The sequence below is a fragment of the Pseudoalteromonas luteoviolacea genome (genome assembly GCF_001696455.1).
GTDB lineage: Bacteria > Pseudomonadota > Gammaproteobacteria > Enterobacterales > Alteromonadaceae > Pseudoalteromonas > Pseudoalteromonas luteoviolacea_C.
In genome coordinates this window covers 350,974-372,697 of the sequence record NZ_MAUJ01000003.1, presented here as the reverse complement: position 1 = coordinate 372,697, position 21,724 = coordinate 350,974, and the positions used below count along the sequence as shown (strand labels likewise).

At 41.2% G+C, this 21,724-nt stretch carries 20 protein-coding genes and 1 tRNA gene; 13 read left to right on the top strand and 8 right to left on the bottom strand.

Annotated features, from left to right (window positions below; genetic code table 11):
* Positions 1-52 precede the first annotated feature (52 nt).
* From A7985_RS12355 to A7985_RS25785, 6 genes are all read left to right on the top strand, one after another.
* Positions 53-466 carry a VOC family protein gene (locus A7985_RS12355; RefSeq protein ID WP_065790766.1) on the top strand — a complete coding sequence of 138 codons (414 nt, stop codon included), beginning with the start codon at positions 53-55 and terminating at the stop codon, positions 464-466.
* 129 nt (positions 467-595) lie between these two features.
* A complete protein-coding gene (locus tag A7985_RS12350) occupies positions 596-1,201 on the top strand; it encodes a glutathione S-transferase family protein (protein WP_065790765.1) in 606 nt (201 codons plus the stop codon).
* Between the two features lie 506 nt (positions 1,202-1,707).
* Positions 1,708-2,454, top strand: coding sequence for a hypothetical protein (locus A7985_RS12345; protein ID WP_065790764.1), 747 nt, complete (start codon positions 1,708-1,710; stop codon positions 2,452-2,454).
* A gap of 179 nt (positions 2,455-2,633) precedes the next feature.
* Entirely contained in the window at positions 2,634-4,010 is a 1,377-nt protein-coding gene (locus tag A7985_RS12340; RefSeq protein ID WP_065790763.1) for a winged helix family transcriptional regulator, read from the top strand.
* A gap of 92 nt (positions 4,011-4,102) precedes the next feature.
* Complete coding sequence (locus A7985_RS25790; RefSeq protein WP_081310544.1) at positions 4,103-4,786, top strand: outer membrane protein assembly factor BamB family protein; 684 nt, start codon at positions 4,103-4,105, stop codon at positions 4,784-4,786.
* Positions 4,786-5,256, top strand: a complete 471-nt coding sequence (locus A7985_RS25785) for an outer membrane protein assembly factor BamB family protein (RefSeq protein WP_176716737.1) — start codon at positions 4,786-4,788, stop codon at positions 5,254-5,256. The genes A7985_RS25790 and A7985_RS25785 overlap by 1 nt, the downstream gene beginning before the upstream one ends.
* A gap of 37 nt (positions 5,257-5,293) precedes the next feature.
* Here the strand turns inward: A7985_RS25785 and A7985_RS12330 are convergent, their stop codons facing one another.
* From A7985_RS12330 to A7985_RS12310, 5 genes are all read right to left on the bottom strand, one after another.
* Positions 5,294-5,941, bottom strand: coding sequence for a cohesin domain-containing protein (locus A7985_RS12330; RefSeq protein ID WP_065790762.1), 648 nt, complete (start codon positions 5,939-5,941; stop codon positions 5,294-5,296).
* Positions 5,942-6,008: 67 nt separating this feature from the next.
* A complete protein-coding gene (locus A7985_RS12325; RefSeq protein WP_065790761.1) occupies positions 6,009-8,135 on the bottom strand; it encodes a dockerin type I domain-containing protein in 2,127 nt (708 codons plus the stop codon).
* A 68-nt stretch (positions 8,136-8,203) separates the two neighbouring features.
* Positions 8,204-10,306, bottom strand: coding sequence for a dockerin type I domain-containing protein (locus tag A7985_RS12320; protein WP_065790760.1), 2,103 nt, complete (start codon positions 10,304-10,306; stop codon positions 8,204-8,206).
* A gap of 209 nt (positions 10,307-10,515) precedes the next feature.
* The gene (locus tag A7985_RS12315; RefSeq protein ID WP_065790759.1) at positions 10,516-11,157 is read right to left on the bottom strand and encodes a response regulator; all 642 of its coding nucleotides are present in this window, start codon (positions 11,155-11,157) and stop codon (positions 10,516-10,518) included.
* Positions 11,158-11,551: 394 nt separating this feature from the next.
* Positions 11,552-11,935 (bottom strand): hypothetical protein, encoded by a 384-nt coding sequence (locus A7985_RS12310; RefSeq protein ID WP_065790758.1) that lies wholly within the window; start codon positions 11,933-11,935, stop codon positions 11,552-11,554.
* A gap of 396 nt (positions 11,936-12,331) precedes the next feature.
* Between A7985_RS12310 and A7985_RS12305 the strand changes: the two genes are divergently transcribed.
* The gene (locus A7985_RS12305; protein ID WP_141685348.1) at positions 12,332-13,069 is read left to right on the top strand and encodes a substrate-binding periplasmic protein; all 738 of its coding nucleotides are present in this window, start codon (positions 12,332-12,334) and stop codon (positions 13,067-13,069) included.
* A gap of 5 nt (positions 13,070-13,074) precedes the next feature.
* On the opposite strand, the gene A7985_RS12300 is transcribed toward A7985_RS12305, so the two are convergent.
* Positions 13,075-13,971, bottom strand: coding sequence for a LysR family transcriptional regulator (locus tag A7985_RS12300; RefSeq protein WP_065790757.1), 897 nt, complete (start codon positions 13,969-13,971; stop codon positions 13,075-13,077).
* Positions 13,972-14,087: 116 nt separating this feature from the next.
* Here A7985_RS12300 and A7985_RS12295 point away from each other — a divergent pair, with 116 nt between their 5' ends.
* From A7985_RS12295 to A7985_RS12285, 3 genes are all read left to right on the top strand, one after another.
* Positions 14,088-14,615, top strand: coding sequence for an NADPH-dependent FMN reductase (locus tag A7985_RS12295; RefSeq protein WP_065790756.1), 528 nt, complete (start codon positions 14,088-14,090; stop codon positions 14,613-14,615).
* Positions 14,616-14,771: 156 nt separating this feature from the next.
* Positions 14,772-14,847: transfer RNA gene (locus A7985_RS12290), tRNA-Ala, on the top strand.
* Between the two features lie 71 nt (positions 14,848-14,918).
* A complete protein-coding gene (locus A7985_RS12285) occupies positions 14,919-15,245 on the top strand; it encodes a cupin domain-containing protein (RefSeq protein WP_065790755.1) in 327 nt (108 codons plus the stop codon).
* Here A7985_RS12285 and A7985_RS12280 read toward each other — a convergent pair.
* Positions 15,225-17,609: a hybrid sensor histidine kinase/response regulator gene (locus tag A7985_RS12280; protein ID WP_065790754.1), complete on the bottom strand. Its 2,385-nt coding sequence runs from the start codon at positions 17,607-17,609 to the stop codon at positions 15,225-15,227. The two genes, A7985_RS12285 and A7985_RS12280, sit on opposite strands and share 21 nt — an antisense overlap.
* A gap of 472 nt (positions 17,610-18,081) precedes the next feature.
* Entirely contained in the window at positions 18,082-18,561 is a 480-nt protein-coding gene (locus A7985_RS12275) for a hypothetical protein (RefSeq protein WP_065790753.1), read from the bottom strand.
* A gap of 261 nt (positions 18,562-18,822) precedes the next feature.
* Between A7985_RS12275 and A7985_RS12270 the strand changes: the two genes are divergently transcribed.
* The 3 genes from A7985_RS12270 (at position 18,823) to A7985_RS12260 (ending at position 21,722) form a co-directional block, all read left to right on the top strand.
* Positions 18,823-19,929 (top strand): type 1 glutamine amidotransferase domain-containing protein, encoded by a 1,107-nt coding sequence (locus A7985_RS12270; protein ID WP_065790752.1) that lies wholly within the window; start codon positions 18,823-18,825, stop codon positions 19,927-19,929.
* Between the two features lie 366 nt (positions 19,930-20,295).
* Positions 20,296-20,712, top strand: a complete 417-nt coding sequence (locus A7985_RS12265; protein WP_065790751.1) for a winged helix-turn-helix domain-containing protein — start codon at positions 20,296-20,298, stop codon at positions 20,710-20,712.
* 284 nt (positions 20,713-20,996) lie between these two features.
* Positions 20,997-21,722: a response regulator transcription factor gene (locus A7985_RS12260; RefSeq protein ID WP_256096751.1), complete on the top strand. Its 726-nt coding sequence runs from the start codon at positions 20,997-20,999 to the stop codon at positions 21,720-21,722.
* Positions 21,723-21,724 lie beyond the last annotated feature (2 nt).

Genomic DNA, 21,724 nt, shown 5'->3' with positions numbered 1-21,724 from the left:
CAAGTTAAGTTGAGTTTTTAAAGTGCAACTCAATTTGTAGAAGGAGCAGACTATGTATTTAGAACATGTCAATTTAGTGGTAAAAAATCTCGAAGCGTCTTTAAAGTTTTATCGCGCAGCATTTCCTCATTGGAAGGTAAGAAGTGAAGGCCATAGCGAGTGGTATGGCAAACCAAGACACTGGCTGCATTTTGGCGACGATTACCACTATTTGGCGTTTAGTGACCATGGTGAAGGTGAAAACAGAGATTTATCAGGCCATCAAGTGGGCTTTGCGCATTTCGCTTTTGTGGTAAATTGTATCGACAGTGTTATTTCTCGGCTGTCTCAGGCGGGTTTTAAGGTCGATAAAGACGGCCAAGCACACCCGCACAGAAAAAATGTTTACTTTATAGACCCTGATGGCTTTGAGGTCGAGTTTGTAGAGTATCTGAGTGATTTGCCCGCTCAGCGCAATAGTGATTAAGCATGCGCTTGAATGTTCAAAAATACTTAATTTACTCATGTTGAGGAGTATGAAAAACTAACCGCGCTGCTGAGTGCGTGTAGTGCAGTCAGCATATATGTTTAACAACAGGAAAAGGATCCTTTTGGTATGTCAGGCATTACACTATATAGTTTTACACTTTCTGGTAACAGCCATAAAATCAGACACTTTTTGTCTATTCTAGGTTTGGAGTATGAGTCAAAGCTGCTGGATGCACACCAAAAAGAGCATAAATCGGCAGAGTTTATGGCGCTTAATCCACTTGGCCAAGTTCCCGTACTTATTGATAACGATGCAGTGATCTGTGACTCAAATGCGATTTTAGTTTACCTCGCAGAACACTATGATAAAACAGGCTGTTGGTACCCAGCAGGTGCAAAGTTAAGAGCTGAAGTACAAAAGTTTTTATCCATGTCCGCAGGGGAAGTATTGAATGGGCCCAACCTTTATCGCGGAATTAAGCATATTGGTAAACCTGGCGACCTTGAATTGGCGTATGATAGGACGATTAACTTTTTTACGTATCTCAATAACCTGCTGAGTGACAGGCGCTACGTAGTCGGAGACGCACCGACAATTGCTGACATTGCTCTATACACTTATCCCAAGCTTGCTGCAAAAGCAGGTGTTAGCTTGAGCGACTTTCCATCTATCTCAGCATGGTTTGCGCGCATTGAGTCGGGTAAGCACTTTGTAGTTGAGCCAGAAAAGTAATTTTATTATTTTTGCAGAGTATAGATACCGTACTCTGCTCAGTAAACTGCCAATTTTTTTGGCCTTGTGTGGCTAACTTACCATTGCAAAACCTTGTAGATTAAATCTGCTTTCATCACGCTAAAACACTCAAAGTTTTGCTTTTTTTATAAGTAAAGATCAGAATATTTAAATATAACTATAAATTTCAATGTATTAGGTTTGATGGGTGAATTCATTACCTATTGAAGATTGCCAAAGATAATAAGTAAAATTATTTGACTTATTGTTTTTTGTCGTCATTATTGAAAAGCGCACAGCAAACCAGCATGGCATCTTATCCATGCTGTGAAGTAGCAAAATTGGTCAATCGAAATCACGCTGTGAAATATCTTTAGTGGTTGGTTTTGACTCGTAGTTTGAGATCTTGGACTCCAACTTAGCGTAGTTGGTGTTTATCGCTGCGCTTTTAATAATTAGTAAAACAAATTGACTTATAAGATCGTGTATTTTCAAAGGAGATAGTAATGAAATTGGTCTATATCATGGCAGCAAGTGTCTTAGTCATGGGTCACGCAAATGCGTTAGAATCTATTTATGACGCGGATAGCAACGCAGGTAGAACAACTCAATTCAATTATGGCCCTGTGAGTTCTGTAAGTGTGCAGACGAGCTCATCACATTATTTAGCGGCGTACATAACAACGCGTGATCAGGCCACTTGTACTTCAGCAGCCATTTACGATGAAGGGGGAGCCAACTTAGTTTCTCAGTTGCAGGTTTCTGATAATAAAGCGGTCTATGGCGCGATTGACGCCGGTTATGAAGCGCTATCAAAGGTTTTAAAACTGACATGTCATGACCACAATGGCAGTTATCTTGTTCATCATAAAGTCCCCGCTGCGCCAAGTATCAGTTATGAGCGAACTCTAGATGTAGCCAATTGGGTCGCGGCGGGCGATCGCACGCCAGGATATTTTGCAGATGTTACAATATCGCCGCAATTGGCAATCAATACGTATGCTGCAGATGGCCTTTGCAACATTGTTGAATTTAATGCGGCTGGGCCAAAGCTGTTTAATGGCGAAGCTCAGGTGAACAACATTCACAGTAACTTTTTTAGCCAACGAGCTAAAACCGGTTATGACGCTTATAGTTCAACATTAGTTTACGGTATTAAATGCAGTAATGCGGGTGGCACAACCTTATTAGTAGATGAGTGGCGCGTGACAGAATTAAATCAATCGGGTCAGGTCAGTACTTCTTACTATTAATGTATACTTTCCCAAGGTGGTTATTTAGCCACCTTCCATTATGGTTAAATGTTTCAACTTGTAATTAATGTAAACAAAAACTTAACAAGTCACTTCAAGTCCATTATGCTATTGGCGATATCTCATCCTAGAAATTCTTAAATTAATTAACGATAAATTTTTATTCTCAGGTAGGAATTATGCTGAAGACCGCCAATAAAGGACAGTGGGTAATTAATCATCGGCAGCTAAGCCTAGAAAATGGCATTAAAGTGGTTGAGCTTGACTCCAAGCAATACGCCTTGCTGGTGTTGCTTTTAAAGTTTAAGCATCAAGATGTGAGTAAAACACAAATCCTTTCAGAAGTATGGGGCCAACGAGTAGTTAGCGAAGATGCTATATATGTTGCTGTGAATGGATTGAGAAAGCTCCTTGGTGATGATGCTAAATCTCCCAAATATATTAAAACCATTTCAGGTGTCGGTTATCGTTGGGTTGGACCGCCAATCACAGAAGCCCTTCCTTCCATACTCGATAGTTACTTATTGAAAGCGGTGTTTGGCTTGCTAATCATCGCATTGATACTATTTTGGCAGCTACCCCGCGAACCTGTTTCAGAGCAGATCCCAGCGCATTTGGCTGAGTCATACAATCAAGCACGTTTTATTATTGGTAATCACCCAGAGGAATTGGATACCGCAATAGATTTACTGCAAGCCATAACGGTAGATAGTCCAGATTTAATTGAGCCCTTGTACTGGTTGGCTAAAGCGCATTTTATGCTTCTTAACCCACAAACCAGTCATTATGATCGTGACAAGTTACACCTGGAAGTGATTTTACAGCGCATTTTGAAAGCGCAGCCCGCGCATAAAGCCGCAAACCTACTGTTTGCTAAATTGGTCTTTATGGGAGGTATGGATGTGGCGAATGCAGAGCCTTATTTTCAAAAATCTTTGCCTAGTAGTGAAGGCCATCATATGTACGGTCAGTATTTGCTAGCACAGGGCAAAATTCAAGAGGCTTTGAAACATATCAAAATATATCAGTCACTTGACCCAAATGGCTTTTCAAGTGAGAGCGTAGCGTGGGTTTACATGATGAGCTCTGAATTTGAGCAGGCGCATGCCGCACTCGAAAAATTAAGACCATACTCAGAGAGTAATCGTTTTTACCATGTATGCTTGAGAGCGATTTATGAGCAATTAGGTGAGTACGAGTTGGCACTTAATGAGCTCATGTGGGTCATGAATTATGAAGGGTATAGTGACGAGGAGCTCGCAGCTGTGCGTAATCAGTTTAGTCGTCATGGTATGCAGGGGGTTTATCAGTGGCTGCTATTTCAAGATACGCGTAAAGCCGATGTTGGACACTATGCTGCCCCAATGTCACTGGCGCGATATGCAGCTGCCATTGGTGATAATCAGTTAGCACTGCATTATTTAGAGCAGTCTCGACTTGCAGGCCAATACGCTTTTATGTGGGTAGGGGCAGATCCGCATTTCCTATCACTAAGAAAAGACGAATCATTTAATAAAATGGTCGGTAAATACATTTTAAAATCAGATAAATCATAAGCTTAATAATTCTTAAGAATGTTTTAGAGTTGATTCAGGACATATTATTTCCAGCTCGCTAGTGTGCCTCTAATTCTAATAAGGAGCACACAATGCAACGACAAAAATCACTTTATTTACTTCTAATGATGGCTTTTTTATGGGGCATGTCCTGTCAGTTATATGCCAAAAGTGGTGACTATTTATATAGCTTTCAAACGGGTAGTGAAAACTGGGGGAGTATTTCGCTTAAGGGTCATCTCGCATACTTTGGCAGCGACAATGGCAAGCTGTACTCGCTAGATATCGACAGAGCAAAATTACGTTGGTCATTTTCGAGTGGAGACAAAGTTCGTTCAAAACCATTAATCGATCAATATCGCGTGTACTTTACCAGTGACGATGGTTACCTGTACGCGCTTAATCGTTGGACGGGAAAGCCGATTTGGCAGGCAAATTTAAACGATGCTGACTATGCACGCGTGTTGCCAGCAAATCATGCGCCATGGGAATTTGATTACACTAAATCGAGCCCAATATCTGATAGAACAAGCGTTTATGTAGGTAGCGCCGATGGCCATTTCTATGCGTTTGTGAAACGCACAGGCGCATTACGTTGGAAGTTTAAAGCGGACGGTAAAATTCGCTCTACTGCTTCACTGTATCAAGGATTCGTATATGTCACTACTTGGGGAGGGACTGTATACGCGCTCGATAAATTGACTGGCAACGTGGTATGGCAATATCAGACGCAAGGTGCTGTGCCTTCAAGTCAACCATGGTTGGTGATATTTTAGTGGTTGGTTCAAGAGACACCAATTTATATGGCTTTGAGCCGCTAAGCGGAAATATCATATGGAAAAAAGCCTTGCCTGGTGGCTCTTGGGTTGAGTCTAGCGCAGTGGCAGGGAAAGATAACGATTACTTCTATATTGGCAGTTCAGATGCTAAGTTACTATTCAAAATGGCCACACAAAGCGGTGAAATCGTCTGGCAAACATCAACACCAGGTTGGAGTTGGGGGCAGCCAGTGGTCCATAAAAACCATGTTTATATTGGCTCCACTGGCCATGATGAGCCAGGTTGGTACATTACTCAACGCGGTTTCTTAGCTGCTGATGTCGAATCAGGTGAGATTGTTTGGGAATATCAACCAAACAAAATCGCGGGATTTGTTCATGGGGGGGTGTACGCTTCTCCTGCTGTGAGCAACACTAAGGTATTGGTGCCAGATCTCGATGGTTATATCCATATATTTGAAAAATGAACTAAGTAAGAATTCGAGGTGCATCAAATGATGCGCCTTATCCATTAATAGCGGTATGTGCGTTTGTTTTTCCTCTAGATTTAAGTAATAAACCCAGCACTAAACTGACTAATATGACTCCCAATACAGTGACTACCGACGTGAATGAGTGGTCTGTTGGGGGAACCGCTGGCACTTGATAATTATCATCAAATGCAAAGTTCAATTCAGAGCTTGCTTCATAACTAAATTTCTCGCCATTCTGGGTGCCAAATTCTATCTTATCAATTGATACTGTTGCCGCTGTGACACTTTCTTTTGATTCGAAGAAGATTCTAGCCAAACGGCCAATACCTGAAGCGCTTTGAGCGGGTTTGACTTGGCTAACAATATATTCGACGATACCTGTTTGCGCATTGGCTGAATTAGTTAATACATACAGCCTGCCACTATCAAAAAAGTTGCCATGTTCTATCGGCAAAGAGGGGTTTTCAGCATCTTTGTAAACAACATTAAGTTGGTTTGGATCAAACTTAATGACTAAGTGCATGCCATAGACTTCTGGAAGTTCACTCGCTCGTACGTCAATATAAAATTCACTGCCTGATTTAGCTTGCTGTGCGGGGGTAGACAGGTGCACTTGCCCTTCATTTGCCAAAACACCAGTATTAAGAATGACTAATAGGGTTAAAAATAGATATCTCATATTGTTCCTTTTTATCTTGGTAACCAAGCAGTAGTTCACGCGGGACGTGCTCTACTGCTACTTTGAGTTAAAAAGATTGTGGGCCTTGTTTACCAAAGTTTTTGCCCAACAAAGTTAAATCTTGCAGGTTGATTTTGTTGTCTCGATTCAAGTCTGCTGCTGGGTGGTATTCGGGATCAAGGCTGGTTGAACGGTATGCGCTCATTAATTGGGTTAAATCAGCAATATCTATGCTGTTGTCACCATTTTGATCACCTGCAACGAGCTCAATTGCGCCGAAGTCTATATCCGCTTGATTTGGAGATAGCGTTAACTTTTTCTCACCTGTCAGAAAGCCCGGTGCCGAAATACTCAAGGTAACCGAGCCAAGAGCAGACTGATATTTAAAGGTACCGTCACTTTGTATGTGCACAGGCGAACCATTAATGAAGAGTGTGATTTGCGTGTAATCGCCATTGATAGCTAAATCAGCGACATTACCCGACAAGAAAACCGACTCTAATACGGTTAATGTATAGTTTTCTTGAGATTGATATATGTATGCGCCGTTCTGATCTGTAAATTGCGCGTTGACAGTCAAATTTAGAGTACCAGGTAGATGCGCTATTAACTCAGCTGTTGCGTATTTTCCTTCACCACTTTTTGCGCTATGCGGTGCTTTGATACTTACGGCACTTTGCCATTGGTCATCAATATAATCTATAGGGATAGCTAAACGTTCATGTGAAGGTAGAAACTCGCCATAACTGCCGCCAGTGAAGCTTGCGACTGAAGGAGCGTCAAGGGAAATAGTCGCGTCTATGCCATAAACACTCTGTCCTTTTACTGTTAATGGCAACGAAATTTGATTGCCTTCATAGATTGGTGTGAGCGGGGTAGAGGCTGTAAGAGAAAAGATAGGTGGTAGGTTTATTCCGAATCGTTGTGCAAAAATGCCATCCAGAGATCCATCTTGCTCTTTACTTGTCCAGCTAACCATAAAACGCTTATCTGATAAGCCGATAATCGCGGGTTCAACTTGGTCATTAGGTGCGCTAATATTAGCTTTTAATTTAGGGCCCACAGATAACCCATTTTTATAAAAAGCTTGTACGAAAATATCTGAACCGGTTTGTGAATCTGTTGCGGCTTCGTGCCATGCAATCAGGAATACCTCAGAGCTAATAATACGGACTCTCGGCTGTCGTTGCTCGATGTGCTCAGCGTGTTCTACTGTAAAGTGAGTACCAATTGGTACGCCATTTGGACCGAAAATTTGACCATGAATTGCAGAAGGCTTACCAGACCCAATATTATCAACCCAAGTGACAACAAAACTACCGTTATCAAAACTCGCTATTTGGCTGTCAGCTCTTCGCGTCTGGCGTGTGTTTATTGTGTTTACCAATTCCTCTTGACCGATTGGCGTGCCGTTAGCATTAAACTTTTTTATCGCGATATTGCTTCTATATTCACCAAGTTTAGAATATTGCCAAGTAACTAAAATGGAACCATCTCTTTGAACTGTCACTTGCGGCTTATTTAAAACCTCGTCTGCGGACGTATTCACTCTAATTTTTTCCGTGGCCGCACCGCCATCGGCATTAAAGCGCTGTGTTAATATGATGCGTTGTTCGTCATCTGGAATGTTCTGTTCAGAGTACCAGGTAATGACGTATCCTCCCGTATCGACGGTACTTACATTTGGATACTCTTGTCTATAATCTGAACCTGCATCAATTTGAATCTCTTCGCCATTTTTTGTGCCATCAGCATGGAACCTTTGGGCGTAAATTCCCTGAGGATTTGCTGGATCACTCATTAAATTAACCCAAACAACGACAAAGCCCCCATCATGCAAGGCGGCTACTGACGAGTACCTTTGATAACCCGTAGTGAAGGTGTTTACTAGAAACTCTTGCCCTATGGGTGTCCCTGCTGCCGAATACAGTTTTGCAAATATACCTGTACCAAAAGTTACTTCTTCATGGCTTGTCCAAGTAACGACGAAATCACCATTGTTGAGTTGTGCCATGTTCGATTCGTTTTGGCTTAATTGCGAGTACGTATTTACTTGAAATTCCTCTCCAACAGCGTTCAGGATCTCTGCATTTACTGATAGAGAAGCTGCTATAGCACCTGCTGCAACTATATTTCGATTAATTTTATTAGGTAGATTTATCGAACTTAAAAATTTTTTTATTTTTATACACATAGGTTCCTCTTTCTGTTTAACTTTTAAAAATTAAACCATTTTATTTTCTTGTGTTCATTCCGTGTTGGTTACAGCGAAAAGGGTCCTTGTTTACCAAAGTTTTTGCCCAACAAAGTTAAATCTTGCAGATTGATTTTGTTGTCTCGATTCAAGTCTGCTGCTGGGTGGTATTCGGGATCAAGGCTGGTTGAACGGTATGCGCTCATTAATTGGGTTAAATCAGCAATATCTATGCTGTTGTCACCATTTTGATCACCTGCAACGAGCGCAATTGCGCCGAAGTCTATATCCGCTTGATTTGGAGATAGCGCTAACTTTTTCTCACCTGTCAGAAAGCCCGGTGCCGAAATACTCAAGGTAACCGGGCCAAGAGCAGACTGATATTTAAAGGTACCGTCACTTTGTATGTGCACAGGCGAACCATTAATGAAGAGTGTGATTTGCGTGTAATCGCCATTGATAGCTAAATCAGCGACATTGCCCGACAAGAAAACCGACTCTAATACGGTTAATGTATAGTTTTCTTGAGATTGATATATGTATGTGCCGTTCTGAGCTGTAAATTGCGCGTTGACAGTCAAATTTAGAGTACCAGGTTGATGCGCTATTAACTCAGCTGTTGCGTATTTGCCTTCACCACTTTTTGCGCTGTGAGGTGCTTTGATACTTACGGCACTTTGCCATTGGTCATCAATATAATCTAAAGGGATTGTTAAACGTTCATGTGAAGGCAGAAACTCGCCGTAACTGCCGCCAGTGAAGCTTGCGACTGAAGGAGCATCAAGGGAAATAGTCGCGTCTATGCCATAAACATCCTCTCCTTTTACTGTTAATGGTAGTGAAATTTGATTGCCTTCATACACTGGGTAAGATGGTAAAAAAGCTGCCAGTTCATTTTTCGATGGGGAAATGAGCGAGTATTGTTGCGCATTCATGCTATAAGCGTGATTGTATGAATCAGAGTTAGTCCAGATAATCAAAAAATTGTTATTACCCAACGAACCTGTCAAAGGGCCATGTTTAAAGCCTTTAGCAGAGCCACTTACTTTAAACTCCTCCCCAATTTCCGTGCCATCTGAAGCAAAAGCACGTGCGAAGATGCCGTTTTCACTATTGTGTAACGAACGACCAGCCCAAGAGATCACAAATGCATCATTACTAATAACGGAAACTGATGGGGAACGTGAAGAGCCCAAAGCGAGATTTTTTACCTTTTTCGCATTATTTAGTAAAGTGCCATCGGCGTTGAATCTTTGGAAGTATGTATAAGGGATGCCTTCCTCATAGTGAGTGTAAGCCAAAATTAAGCTACCGTCGTGGAGGGTGTCTAGGCTTGGGCTTGTTTGAATCCCATTTGCATGGTTATCTGCGATAAAAGGAGCGCCAACAAAGTTGCCCGCCTCATCAAACCTTTGAACGTATATATCACTGTTTTGCGCTTTAGATTGGGTCCAAGCAACAACGAAACCGCCATTGTTGAGAGATGCCATTGTTGTGAACAAATAACTTGTATCTGTGGTAGTACTGCTTAGTTGTTGCTCCGCGCCGTTTAAGCTACCGTCAGCATTAAAACGTTGAAGAAAGATCCCTTTTTTACCGTCGGGCAGCGGGGTTGCAGGGTAATAAGCGATAGCAAACCCACCATCTCTTAATCCTAGAATGCTGGCTCCAACATGGAACACTTTTTTGTCTGCGTTAACATCAAAAATGCCTCCCCTTTTTGAGCCGTCAGAATTGAATATTTGGCCAAAAGTTCCATCTAATTGAGGGTGAGGTTTGTTATCTCTCCATATAACGACAAACCCACCATCTTTGAGCCCCGCGACTTGCATTGCGCCTATATTAGGTCCTTTCAAAGGCGTGACTGTGATTGCTTCTCCGACAGGTTGCCCATTTTGACTATATCGTTGTGCCAGAATTTCAAAGCCGCTACCCGGCAGGCTACGAGCTCTTGTAATTATCGCGTCGCCATTACTGAGCGTCGCCATAGAATAATAGGTGTGCCATTGCTCAGATTGCGGATGCAGTGTAAATCTATCTCCGACTTTAGTGGGACTCGCAGCAAAACTAGGCTGAAGCCCGCCGAGTAAAAATGTAGTGTATAAAATGCAGGCCAGTGCTTTTTTCAGCTGAGTTGCTGCCGACAAAAAACGATTACTATCAATGCTCATAAATGTCCTTTTTAATTGAGCCAAGCAATACATACGTTTTAAACTGGTCAGCCATCGAATTAGAGACGTATGCAAAACCCTATGGCTGATAACCCAAGAGCTACTCAGAGTCAATTTAAGCGTATTGTGCTTAGCGTAAACTTGCGTAGCATAACCTCACGTTCCCAATATAGAAATAGGGTATACACCCTAATTTGAAACGTTTTTTGTTAAACGACGAGGCCTTCGTTAAAGGCAAATTTAACCAATTCTGCTGCTTTATTGAGGCCGAGCTTTTTCATAGCCTTGGTCCTGTGGTTATCGACGGTCTTGATGGAAATACAGAGAGCATCGGCGATTTCACGGTTAGTATGTCCCGTTGAAATATAGGTCACTATCTCTTGTTCTCGTGTGGTAAGCATAAAGTCTCGTTTGGACTTTCGAAAATCATGCAACTGTTGTTGCAGACTAGGACTAATGAAGTATTCCCCTGTAGAGACATTTTGTATCGCTTTTATCAAGGTGCCAAATGCTTCACTTTTTGGTATGTAGCCATATGCGCCAAGGTTTAGCGCCCTATCTACTATTTTTATGTTGTCATGCATGCTGAGAAAAATAATGCGTGTTTTTAGCTGGTGTTGCTTAACTAGTTCGCATACCTCTAATCCACTCAGTTTCCCCATCGTAATATCTAGAATTGCGATATCTGGGGTGCGAGATTTTATAATGTGAAATGCTTGTTCACCGTTTGCGACATCAGTGATTGTGTAGCCAAGGCTGGCTTGTACTATCAATGCACACAGCCCTTGCCTGACTAATTGATGATCATCAGCGATCAATAAATGTAGGCCGTTATTTTGTTTGTGATCCATATTCATTCCTTCGGCATTTTTGAGTAAATGCAAATTGCCTTAGCACTCGGTACATTGGTGTTTTATTTCAGACAAGCGGATGTAATGTGGATTTTTAAGTCCGTATGTTTTCACGTTTGAATTGACTAAATGTCAGTTTGGAATATGAGGTGTATCATATATGTTATTGATTCACAGTTAAATATTATCAGCTATTTCACCATACAAATTTGAGCTTTTATGATTAATTCCATATTAGGGGTTGTGAGTTGGCGTAATTTGGTGTGCTTTATACACAATAGATATGATTAGAGAGGTTAGCTAAATAGGAGCATCGCAAGATACTCCTACTTGGGGAGTTTAATCACAGCTTTATATTCTTAACCGGTGTGAATATTTGCTGTGTGTACAATGTTTAGTAAACAGTCGTGTAGTTAACAGTCACATTGCCTTCTCTGTAAACACCATGTTCTTGGTTAAAGTTTACGTCAATTTTTACGGTTGCATAGTCTGTTTGTAGCGAGAAGTTACCACCACTTGGCGTTGAGTAAGTGCATTCAGCTTGCGCATAAAGATATTCAGCTTGCATAGGCGTCACAAAATAATAAATCATTTGCTGGTTGCAGCTATGGAATCGATAGCCTGCATCTTTTAAATGTGCCCTAATAGTTTGATACTTACGACCATATTCCAACACTTCTTGAACACTTGCGTAACCGTCTTGAGAAGGCAGCTCTTGAGCTGAAACGTTCGCAATGGCAGCTGTAGCAATCAGTGAGAATAATACGCCAGTTTTCATAGTTTTTTTCCTTTTCTGAAGAATGAGAGCCTAGTTGGCTCGGTTAATAAAATTTTGTGTGCGATTGCGTCCTCTTCGTGCTATTTCCTTCACAAGTTTGGACTGCGTGATGTATGTCTCGCGTTGCACACCATTATTAAACGAGTTAATGAATATAATATTTATGATTAAAGTCAAAAAAATGAAGAATAAATTTAAACTATGAAATAAATGGGTATTAAATAGTCTGAATATTTAGTTTAATGAATTATTGATTCAATTAATTCCAATGCGGCTTTTCTCACCATTACGATTTGTCGATTAAACTGACGGTTGCTTGCACAAAAAGTGGTGTTTTAATTTAAAAGTGTAAAATTTATGCTAAGTTGAGGAAGAAGGCGTCAAATTGAGGACATTATGCGTCATATATTCAGCATATTAGTGATTTTAAGTGCTTTTTGCGTACGTGCAGAGACCTACACTGTTTTGGTGTATCACGGTGCAAACCCTCCTTATAACTTCTTAGCAGATAACAAGCAAAGCGGCATTTTCAAAGATCTATTTCAACGGCTCGGGGAGCTAACTGGACACACTTTCGAGCTAGTTCCTTGGTCAGTCGCTAAAGGCCAAAAGTTGTTTGATGAAGGAAAAATTGATATTGAGCCGGGTGTACATCCAAGCTGGCGGTCACATAGATTGGTGCCAGGAATTTATACAAACGCTTATGCCTTCTCTACAGAAGTGATATTGGGGCGACGAAGTGATGTCGTTGTTACGAATCCAACTCAGCTATACGGAAAAGTCATTGGCCGCGTGCGCGGCTACCGTTACGGCGACTTTGAACAGCACTTTGGCCAAGAGAAAATCCTAATATACGACAATATTTCAGAAAAAGAGTTGCTATCACAGCTGCACTATGAACGGGTGGATTTTGTGATGTTAGGTGACACCACCGCGGATTACTACAAAAGCACTGTGAAGGCTTATCAAACTTTTAAAGAGGTCTATGAAATTAGCACTTTGCCCGTATATATCCGATTGCAACCCAACCTAACCTTACTCCAAAAGCAGCTCAATAAGGCGCTCACACAGATGCGAGAGCACGATGAAATTGCAGTAATTTATGCGCGTTACGGTGCGACGCTAAAACACTAAAGCTATTATTGCTCTATGTGGTCACTGAGCATGTCGATAAAATATCGCACTTTAGGGGAAAGGTGTCTTCGGCTTGGATATACCACGTAAACGTACACCGGCTTTTGTAAATATTCCTCAAATAAGATTTCTAATTCGCCGTTATTCAAAGCGTCACAGAGATAAAATTCGGGAAGCCGAGTAATACCCAAACCATCTATCGCCATTGCGGCTTGCATTCGGCCATTATTACAATTTATGCGCTTTCTTACATCGACGGAAAATGGCTTGCCATGCGGGTCTGAAAACTCCCATCGCTCGGGGTTTTTGAGGTTGCTGTAGCAGACACAATGATGCTTGGCGAGTTCTCTCGGGTGATAGGGCCTACCGAATTGCTCTATATATTGTGGACTTGCTACGACTAGAGTGCGACATTGATATATACGCTTGCAAATCAGGCTGGACTCTTCTAGCTGCGCTGTTGCACGAATTGCCAAATCATAGCCATCTCCCACGACATCCACGGCGCGATCACTAATGTCCCACTCAATTGTTACATTGGGGTACTTGCGAAGGTATTGCGCCACTGCAGGGCGCAAATAGTCAAGACTGAATGCGACCGGGCAGCTGATCTTGAGCACGCCTTTGGGTTTATCATCTTTGTGCGTCAGTAACTGAAGGGTATGTTGGGCATCATTAATTAACTGCTGACAATGTTGGAAGTAAACTTCCCCGTCTGGTGTTAAAGCCAGTGTCCGGGTTGTGCGATTGAGCAGCCGCAACCCCAAGCGCGCTTCTAGTCGATTGACAACTTTACTAACGTGAGAAGGTGAATGGCCAAGTTGCTCTGCCGCTAAAGCGAAGCTATTACATTGTACGACTTTAACGAAGACCTGGATGCCTTCAAATAGATTATAATCCATATGGAAATAGTTACTTTATATTTGCCCTATTAATGTTTATTAAAACTTAATCTACACTGTTTGTCATCAAGTCGAGAGACATAAAAAATGAATCACCTGAACATTTGGAGAGCACTATGAAAGTTTTAGCATTTGCAGCGAGCAACAGCCGTCAATCAATCAACCAACAGCTTGTAAAATACGCAGCGTCTAAAATTGACAATGCAGAAGTAGAAATTCTGGATTTAAATGATTTCGAAATGCCTATTTATAGTTCTGATCGAGAGAGTGAAGGCGGTATTCCTGAACAGGCGCAGAGGTTTTATGACAAAATCGGTGCTGCCGATGTCATCATTGTTTCGTTTGCTGAGCATAATGGGTCGTATACAGCGGCGTATAAAAACATTTTTGATTGGACTTCTCGTATTGATATGAAAGTTTACCAAAATACGCCAATGCTACTGATGGCCACGTCTCCTGGTCCAGGTGGTGCGCAAAGTGTACTGGGGGCTGCGGTAAATTCAGCGCCTTATTTTGCGGCCGATGTAAAAGCTAGCCTGTCAGTGCCAAGCTTCTTTGATAACTTTGATGTAGAAGCTGGCAAGTTGACTAATGACGAAATAGACGCAGCTCTAGAGAACGCACTAAAACAATTGACTAACTAAGCCATTAAGGTGGTTTCCGATAGTGATGAGGACGTTGGTGTGAAGAACACCAGCGTCCCGACTAGACGAGTGGCCTTGGGCGTACAAGTATTATTCATTTCCCAAAAAACTACTTTACAAATCTAAAAGACGTAATAAAATCAATGTGTTTTGTTTGGGGCTATAGCTCAGCTGGGAGAGCGCTTGCATGGCATGCAAGAGGTCGGCGGTTCGATCCCGCCTAGCTCCACCAAACTTCTCTGTATACATTCACTTGTTCAGTACATAACCTGCGCACCGATAATCACCGCAACGAGGCTTTCAATGGTTATAGATAAACACAACCTATTTCAAGCAATTCCCACTCACTTAAATGACGAGTTTTTTGAAGTGATTGCAGGTAACGGTGACGTAAAGATTGAGCGAATTGTGTCAAAGGGCCACACTTCACCAGATGAAGGTTGGTATGACCAAGACCAACACGAGTGGGTTATGGTACTGAAAGGGGCGGGAGAGCTCACTTTTGAAAATGGCCAAGTCGTGAGACTGCATTCAGGGGAACATATTAATATTCCAGCTCACTGTAAGCATAAAGTCAGTTGGACAAAACCCGATGAAGAAACGGTTTGGTTAGCTGTTTTTTATTCTTAACCACTTGCTGAGAACAGTTTCTAGTTTAGTGATTTCAACAGGTTTACCAATAAAATCGTCCATGCCCGAACTATAGTAAGTGGCGATATCTTCTAAAAACACGTTCGCTGTAATAGCAATGATGATCAACTTGTTATACTCCGGTTGTAACCTCAGCCTTTTAGTTGCCTCTATGCCATCCATATTTGGCATATGAACATCCATCAGAATCAAGTCAAATCGAGATTGCGTCACTTTTTCTAGTACTTGTCGACCATCGGTTGCAAGCTCGACGCTCAGACCCAGTTTTTCGAGCATCGTGCAGATGACGACTTGGTTAATGGTATTGTCCTCAGCCAACAGAACATGGCCTGTTAATTGTGTACAAGATGACTTTTCATTTGACTGTTTGAGCAAGCAACAGGGTGTAAAGGGCCAACTAAAATAAAAGGTGGCGCCTTTTCCATGAATTGAGTCACACGTTATCGATCCGCCGGCAAGAGATACTAATTGCCGGCAGATACTTAATCCAAGTCCTGTACCGCCAAAGCGTTTTGTCGTGCTGTCATCTTCTTGGCAAAATGGGTCAAAAATTTTGGTTTGTTTATCGGGAGAAATCCCGACCCCCGTATCGTTTACTGAAAATTGCAAAAAATGAGGGTTACTTTTATGCACCTGAATGTGCACCGTGATTTTTCCCTCAGCCGTAAACTTATAAGCATTATTGAGTAAGTTCAGCAGTACTTGTTGTAGGCGGTGTTTATCACTAACCAACTCTATTGGTACACCTGTATCAATGTAGTAACACATTGTGATGGGTTTACAATCAACTTTTGATTGTGTCAATTGCATCAGGTGGTCAACGGCTGTCCGCAAGTTGAACGGCTCTTCATATAACCGAATTTGCCCCTGTTCTAACTTTGATACGTCCAAAATATCATTGATGAGTGTAACTAGGTTGCTACCAGAAATACTGGCTAATTTGAGTAAGTGTTTTTGTTCTTTGCTAAAGTTCTCTTCTTGCTCTAGCAGTTGAATGGTACCCAGAATGCCATTCATAGGTGTTCGGATCTCATGACTCATATTAGCGAGAAAGCGGCTTTTGGCCGATACCGCTAATTCGGCCTGATGCTTGGCTTTGACAAGGGCTTGTGTTCGCTTTTCGACTCGGTATTCTAAATCGCTTTCACGCTTGGAGATCATATCGCGCATGGACTCGAATGTCCGACTCAACTCTGCAATTTCATCACTGCCTTTGGGCTTTAGGTGAATATTGTATTGGCCTTTGGCGAGAGATTGAGCAGCATAAGTCAGTTTTGAAATAGGGTAATAAAGGCGATAAGCTATCCACCATGCTATCCCCATACTGATAAAAGTGGCGATAACGAGTATCCAGAGTAATTTATTTTGTAATGCGTAAACAGAAGAGAAAACGACTGGTTCAGGGAGCACAACGGCAAGACTATAATTTGCAGAAGTGATAGGTGCATAAAACGTAAAAGCAGTGGTTCTATCATCCATTGAGAAGCGCCCGTAGCCTTCAAATCCTGCAATCATTTTCACCCCAATGTCCCTGAGGCTTGGATCTCGCTCTTTGGTGATCTGGTAAATAATACTCGCCTTTTCTCCGATTTCATTGATGACATGGCGACCATCTTCATGCTTGTACTGAATATTTTTTGCTTTTGTCCAGTGATACATATAAGTGCCCACACTAGAAACCAGCATGAATTTAGCTTGTTCACCAAATTGTTGTAATACATGTGCTTTGACACGGGCCACCAGACGCTCAACCTCTCGCCATGGAATGCTGCCGCCAAGTAGTCCAACGACTTGTCCATTGTCGTTGATAATGGAAGCCGCGACGACAATTTGGGTAACCCCTGTCGTATAGGAAATCATCGGCTCAGACACATATACTCTTTCTGTTTGTTCTATGTTGTTACTGATGGTGTATTGCCAATAGTCTCGTTTGGCGATGGTCTTTAATTTTGCACTTGGGTCCTTGTCGTCAAAGGTTCTGAGCATATTTTGATGGGGGTTGCCCCCTTCAGTATTATGAAAACTGCCGTCAGCTCTGCCTAGTATAAACTTTTCATAGGTATTTTTATGGGCGTGTTTTTCGCGTAATAAAATAGGCTTAATGCTGTCAAATTGCATTGTGCGAAGCGTCGCTTGACGAGCTAAAGTAGCGACTTCTGACTTTCGTAAAGAAAAGTAGTTGTTAAAAATGGCTGCGGCATTCAGTACTTCAGATTGTGCTGCGCGAATACTCATTTCCTCTGCTTGTTTAGCACTGTGTATCAAAGCGATAAAAAAAATCACGAGCATAGGTAAGAGTGCTGTAATTGCAAGTACAAGCGGTAATCGAGTTTTGAGTTGCATAGGCAAGTATTGCTGTCTATTTGTACTTAAGTTTAGTCAATAATTTGTCTATCTGAGGGCAAATGAAGCATGTGAGCTTAAGGCAATTGAATATCGCTTATTTCGATTTATAGGCTGGCTGTCGTTTTATTATTCTGAATCAAAACTTTGGTCGCTTGATAGTGATAATTTAGTTTTATGATCAGGTTAGAAGATAAGAATAGCTAAATAAAACAATATCTAACGATGATCATAACGACACAACCAAGAATGGGACTGCGTGTTATCATTGCTGTGACACCTTTTTCGACACTACCGAAGTGGGTCGAATGTAGATTATTCATATGTGAATGTTTTGAGCCCTGCTTTTTCAAAAATTGGTCAGTGGTAGCATAATTGGCGTTAACTTAGCTTCAGGATTTGGGGTTGCTTAGCGGATTATTAACATGCATTGGGCGGGCTGAATCAAGGAATAAGAGGTATTTGGACCGATTTACTTTAGAAAGGTTGGTTTGCTAATCGCAGCGTTACTTTTAGGTATAGAAGTACGGCATAAGCGGGATAAAAAGTGTGCGTTTAGTCGGCAATACTGCGTCAGTTTCATGCTGTTGTATAAAGTTATCTGCCCTTCGCTAAGGTAGTAAAAAGCATTTTGGCGACATCTCTGCGCAATTTTTTGAGCATTAGCCAGCGAGGTATTGATTGAGATACTAAATTCTCTATATGACATATTTTCATTACCCCCATACAAGTAATTTATTGATATTTGTTGGCGGGAAATTAATGAAATATTTTTTTTAGCAAAAAAACTGTTTTGGTGATTATTTAAGCTTTTCCCATTGGGGTTCCATAGGCTGATGATGGCACCATTTAGATAATGATGAGTTGCACTACACGGTGCGAAGTAAACATCTTTGTATATATCCCAAAGTGGTGATGGAATATCTGCTGATTTTAAAGTGGTATCTATCATTTTTAATTGAATATTACCATTCTGAATTAACACCAATTATATAGGAGAAATCTCTAGTCTTTAAAGGACACAACATAGTGTGTCTTTGGCATTCCCTATGTCTATTTTTTACTAAATACATAACCTGACTCGCTTTCAATTGCTGTACATTTTTGATTCGAAAAATGCAATTGATGTGTTGTGTATAGTTGCATGAAACTTCACATTGCTTTCACATCTTCTCTAGTACTTTGGCATTCCCAACTAAGAAGGAAAGATGTTATGAACAAGCTACTTACCCTTACCTGTGCGGCGTTAGTGAGTACCGCATCACTTGCCACAGAAGCACCTCAAATTTTAATGGTACTGAGCAGCCATGGAAAACTGGACGACCAGCAAAAATTGGTGCAACCAGGCTATGAATTCGGCGAGTTGAGCAAAGCGTATCACGTATTTAATCGCCATGGAATTGAAGTAACCTTAGCGTCCCCATCTGGTGGAGAACCTATTGCAGATCAATATGATAAATCCGTTAAGTATAACCAAGCATTTCTTCAAGATCCCGTCGCGATGAAGGCGCTAAAAAATACATTTTCATTGGCTAGCATTGACCCAAGTGAGTTTGACGGCATCTTTGTTGTTGGTGGAAAAGGGCCTATGTTTGATCTATACCAGCATCAGCCGCTACAAGAAATCATAGCTGAAATGTATGAAAGCAAAGGTGTTGTTGGTGCCGTGTGCCATGGCCCAGCAGCATTGGTCGATGTAAAGTTGAGCGATGGTAGTTACCTAGTTGATGGCAAACGAGTTAACGGCTTTACGAATCAAGAAGAGTCAGCATTTGGCAAAAAGTGGCGAGATAAATTTGAATTTTTACTGGAGGATAAGTTGATTGAGCGAGGTGCACATTTTGAAAAGGATGGCCTTATGCTTAATCAAGTAACGATTGATGGGAACTTGATCACTGGTCAAAACCCATTTTCGACGGTGGATACTGCGCGAGCAATGGTTTCAGGGCTCGGCGTTGAGCTTCTGCCGCTGCGAGAATATCAAGATGATGCTAGCGTAAAACTTTATGAATTATTTTTGCGAAATCCAGAGCTTGCTAAGAAGAAATATGAGTCTTCTAGCGAGTATTATGATTTAAACATGTTGGCTATGATGAGTGTGCTGCAAATTAGGCATGCCGAGACAGAGTTTCAAGTAGAATCTAGTGCGCGGTTTTTATCTTACATTCTCACTAAAACTTCGCATCCAGTAATGGAGCTTACCTTAGCCAAAGCTTATGTACGATTGAATCAAAGAGAGAAAGCAATGGCGCTGCTGAATAAAAGCACCAAATTGTACCCTAAAAACCAACAAATAAAATCTTTCATTGCGTCTCTTTAAAGAAAGGTTGGGCCAGTTCTGCTGGCTCAAACTCGCTAAAATACTAAAAAAATAAGACATCATGAAATTTACTAAAGTGTGTCAAAAAGCACTAAATTAAAAACTGTCATGAATACCTAAATAAAGAGTGATCTAATAAAATGATGCGTAGGTTTTTTATTCGCTTATGTGTATTTTTTGTATAGATATTGTTTATTCTCGGTTTACTGTTAAGGTTTTTTGTCTCTTTTGTGGGCAATTTAGTCATATGTTGCTATTAACAAAAAGTCATGTGAATTTGCGCTTAAATTCGTTCCAAATTGACCCTGTGAGCGATAAAATATAATTGCTTTTAAAGTCATATATAAAGGAAGTATATTGTTGATCATGAGTTTAAGTGATAAAGAAAATACTGACTTTACCTTTGCGGTATTTGGTCATTATGCACTGAATAAAAGGAAACGTTCGTTAACATTTTGTGGAGAAAGGGTGAAAGTTGAACCCTTGATCTATGACCTGTTAGTTTACTTTATTCAGCACAGAGATCGCGTCATTAGCCGTGATGAATTGTGTCGAGAAATCTGGCAACAAGAATATGTTGATAACAACGCGATTAATCGTGCTGTGTCAGAGCTTCGTCGCAGTATTTCTAAACACAAATTCGAGGGTGAAGTAATCAGAACACATTACAAAAAAGGGTATAGCTTCAATTTAGATGTTCAATTGGATCCTAGGCCCAGCTTGTTTCAATGGCTATCTAGATTGTTTAGCCAAACCTTACTAAATAAAGGAAAGTTAACGTAATAGACCCATTGATTATGGGGGAGGAAAGAGCGAGCAAGCTCTAAAAAAATAAGAATAAAAATAAATATATTCATTAGTCGTGCTTTGCATCTCGGGTGAGCAAGAAAGTTGCTCACTCTTTAGTTGCATTAGAAGTATTTTAACCTGAGCATAATTTTGTTTTGGCTCTACTTATCGCCAGCAAATGCGTGCTCCTATGTCACTTTTTGCCTAACCATATTTCACAATCATTTCACGAGTCGCCATGTTAAGCTGTGCAAAAATACTTGTTCACGGAGCGCGTAGTGTCTCACTACAAATCACCCAATGGTGACACAGAGTTGCAGTTTAAAATACTGGTTATAGAGGACAATCAGGAGATCAGCAGTAATATTGCTGAGTACTTTGAGCCATTCGGCATGATCATGGACTTTGCTTATGATGGGGAGCAAGGCGTGGACTTGGCATTAAGCCAATACTACGACTGTATTATCCTCGATATCATGTTGCCTAAGATGGATGGCTTGGCGGTATGTAAGTTACTCCGAGAAAAGGCAAATCGGCATATCCCCATCATCATGCTCACTGCCCGAGATGCATTGGATGATAAGCTAGTCGGTTTTTCTAGTGGGGCGGATGATTACTTGACCAAACCTTTTGCATTGGAAGAGCTATTAGTACGATGTTTAGCACTTGCCAAGCGCCATTTGTTACACAGTGAGCGGACGCTAAAACTTGGCGAAGGCAGTAAAGAGATCAGTCTAAACCTGCAAACTCAGCAAGTGAATCGCGCTGATAAAAGCATTATTTTGCAGCCAATACCTTTCAAAATATTACAACTGCTCATGGAGCACCACCCTCGACCTTTAAGCCGTAGTGAAATCAGTGACAAAATATGGGGAGATGAACCCACTGATTCAGATGCATTGCGTTCTCATGTTTATCAGTTGCGCAAGGCCATTGATAAACCTTTCGATGAAGCTGTTATCAAAACAATTCACAGTGTTGGACTTGCATTAGATATTGAGTAACC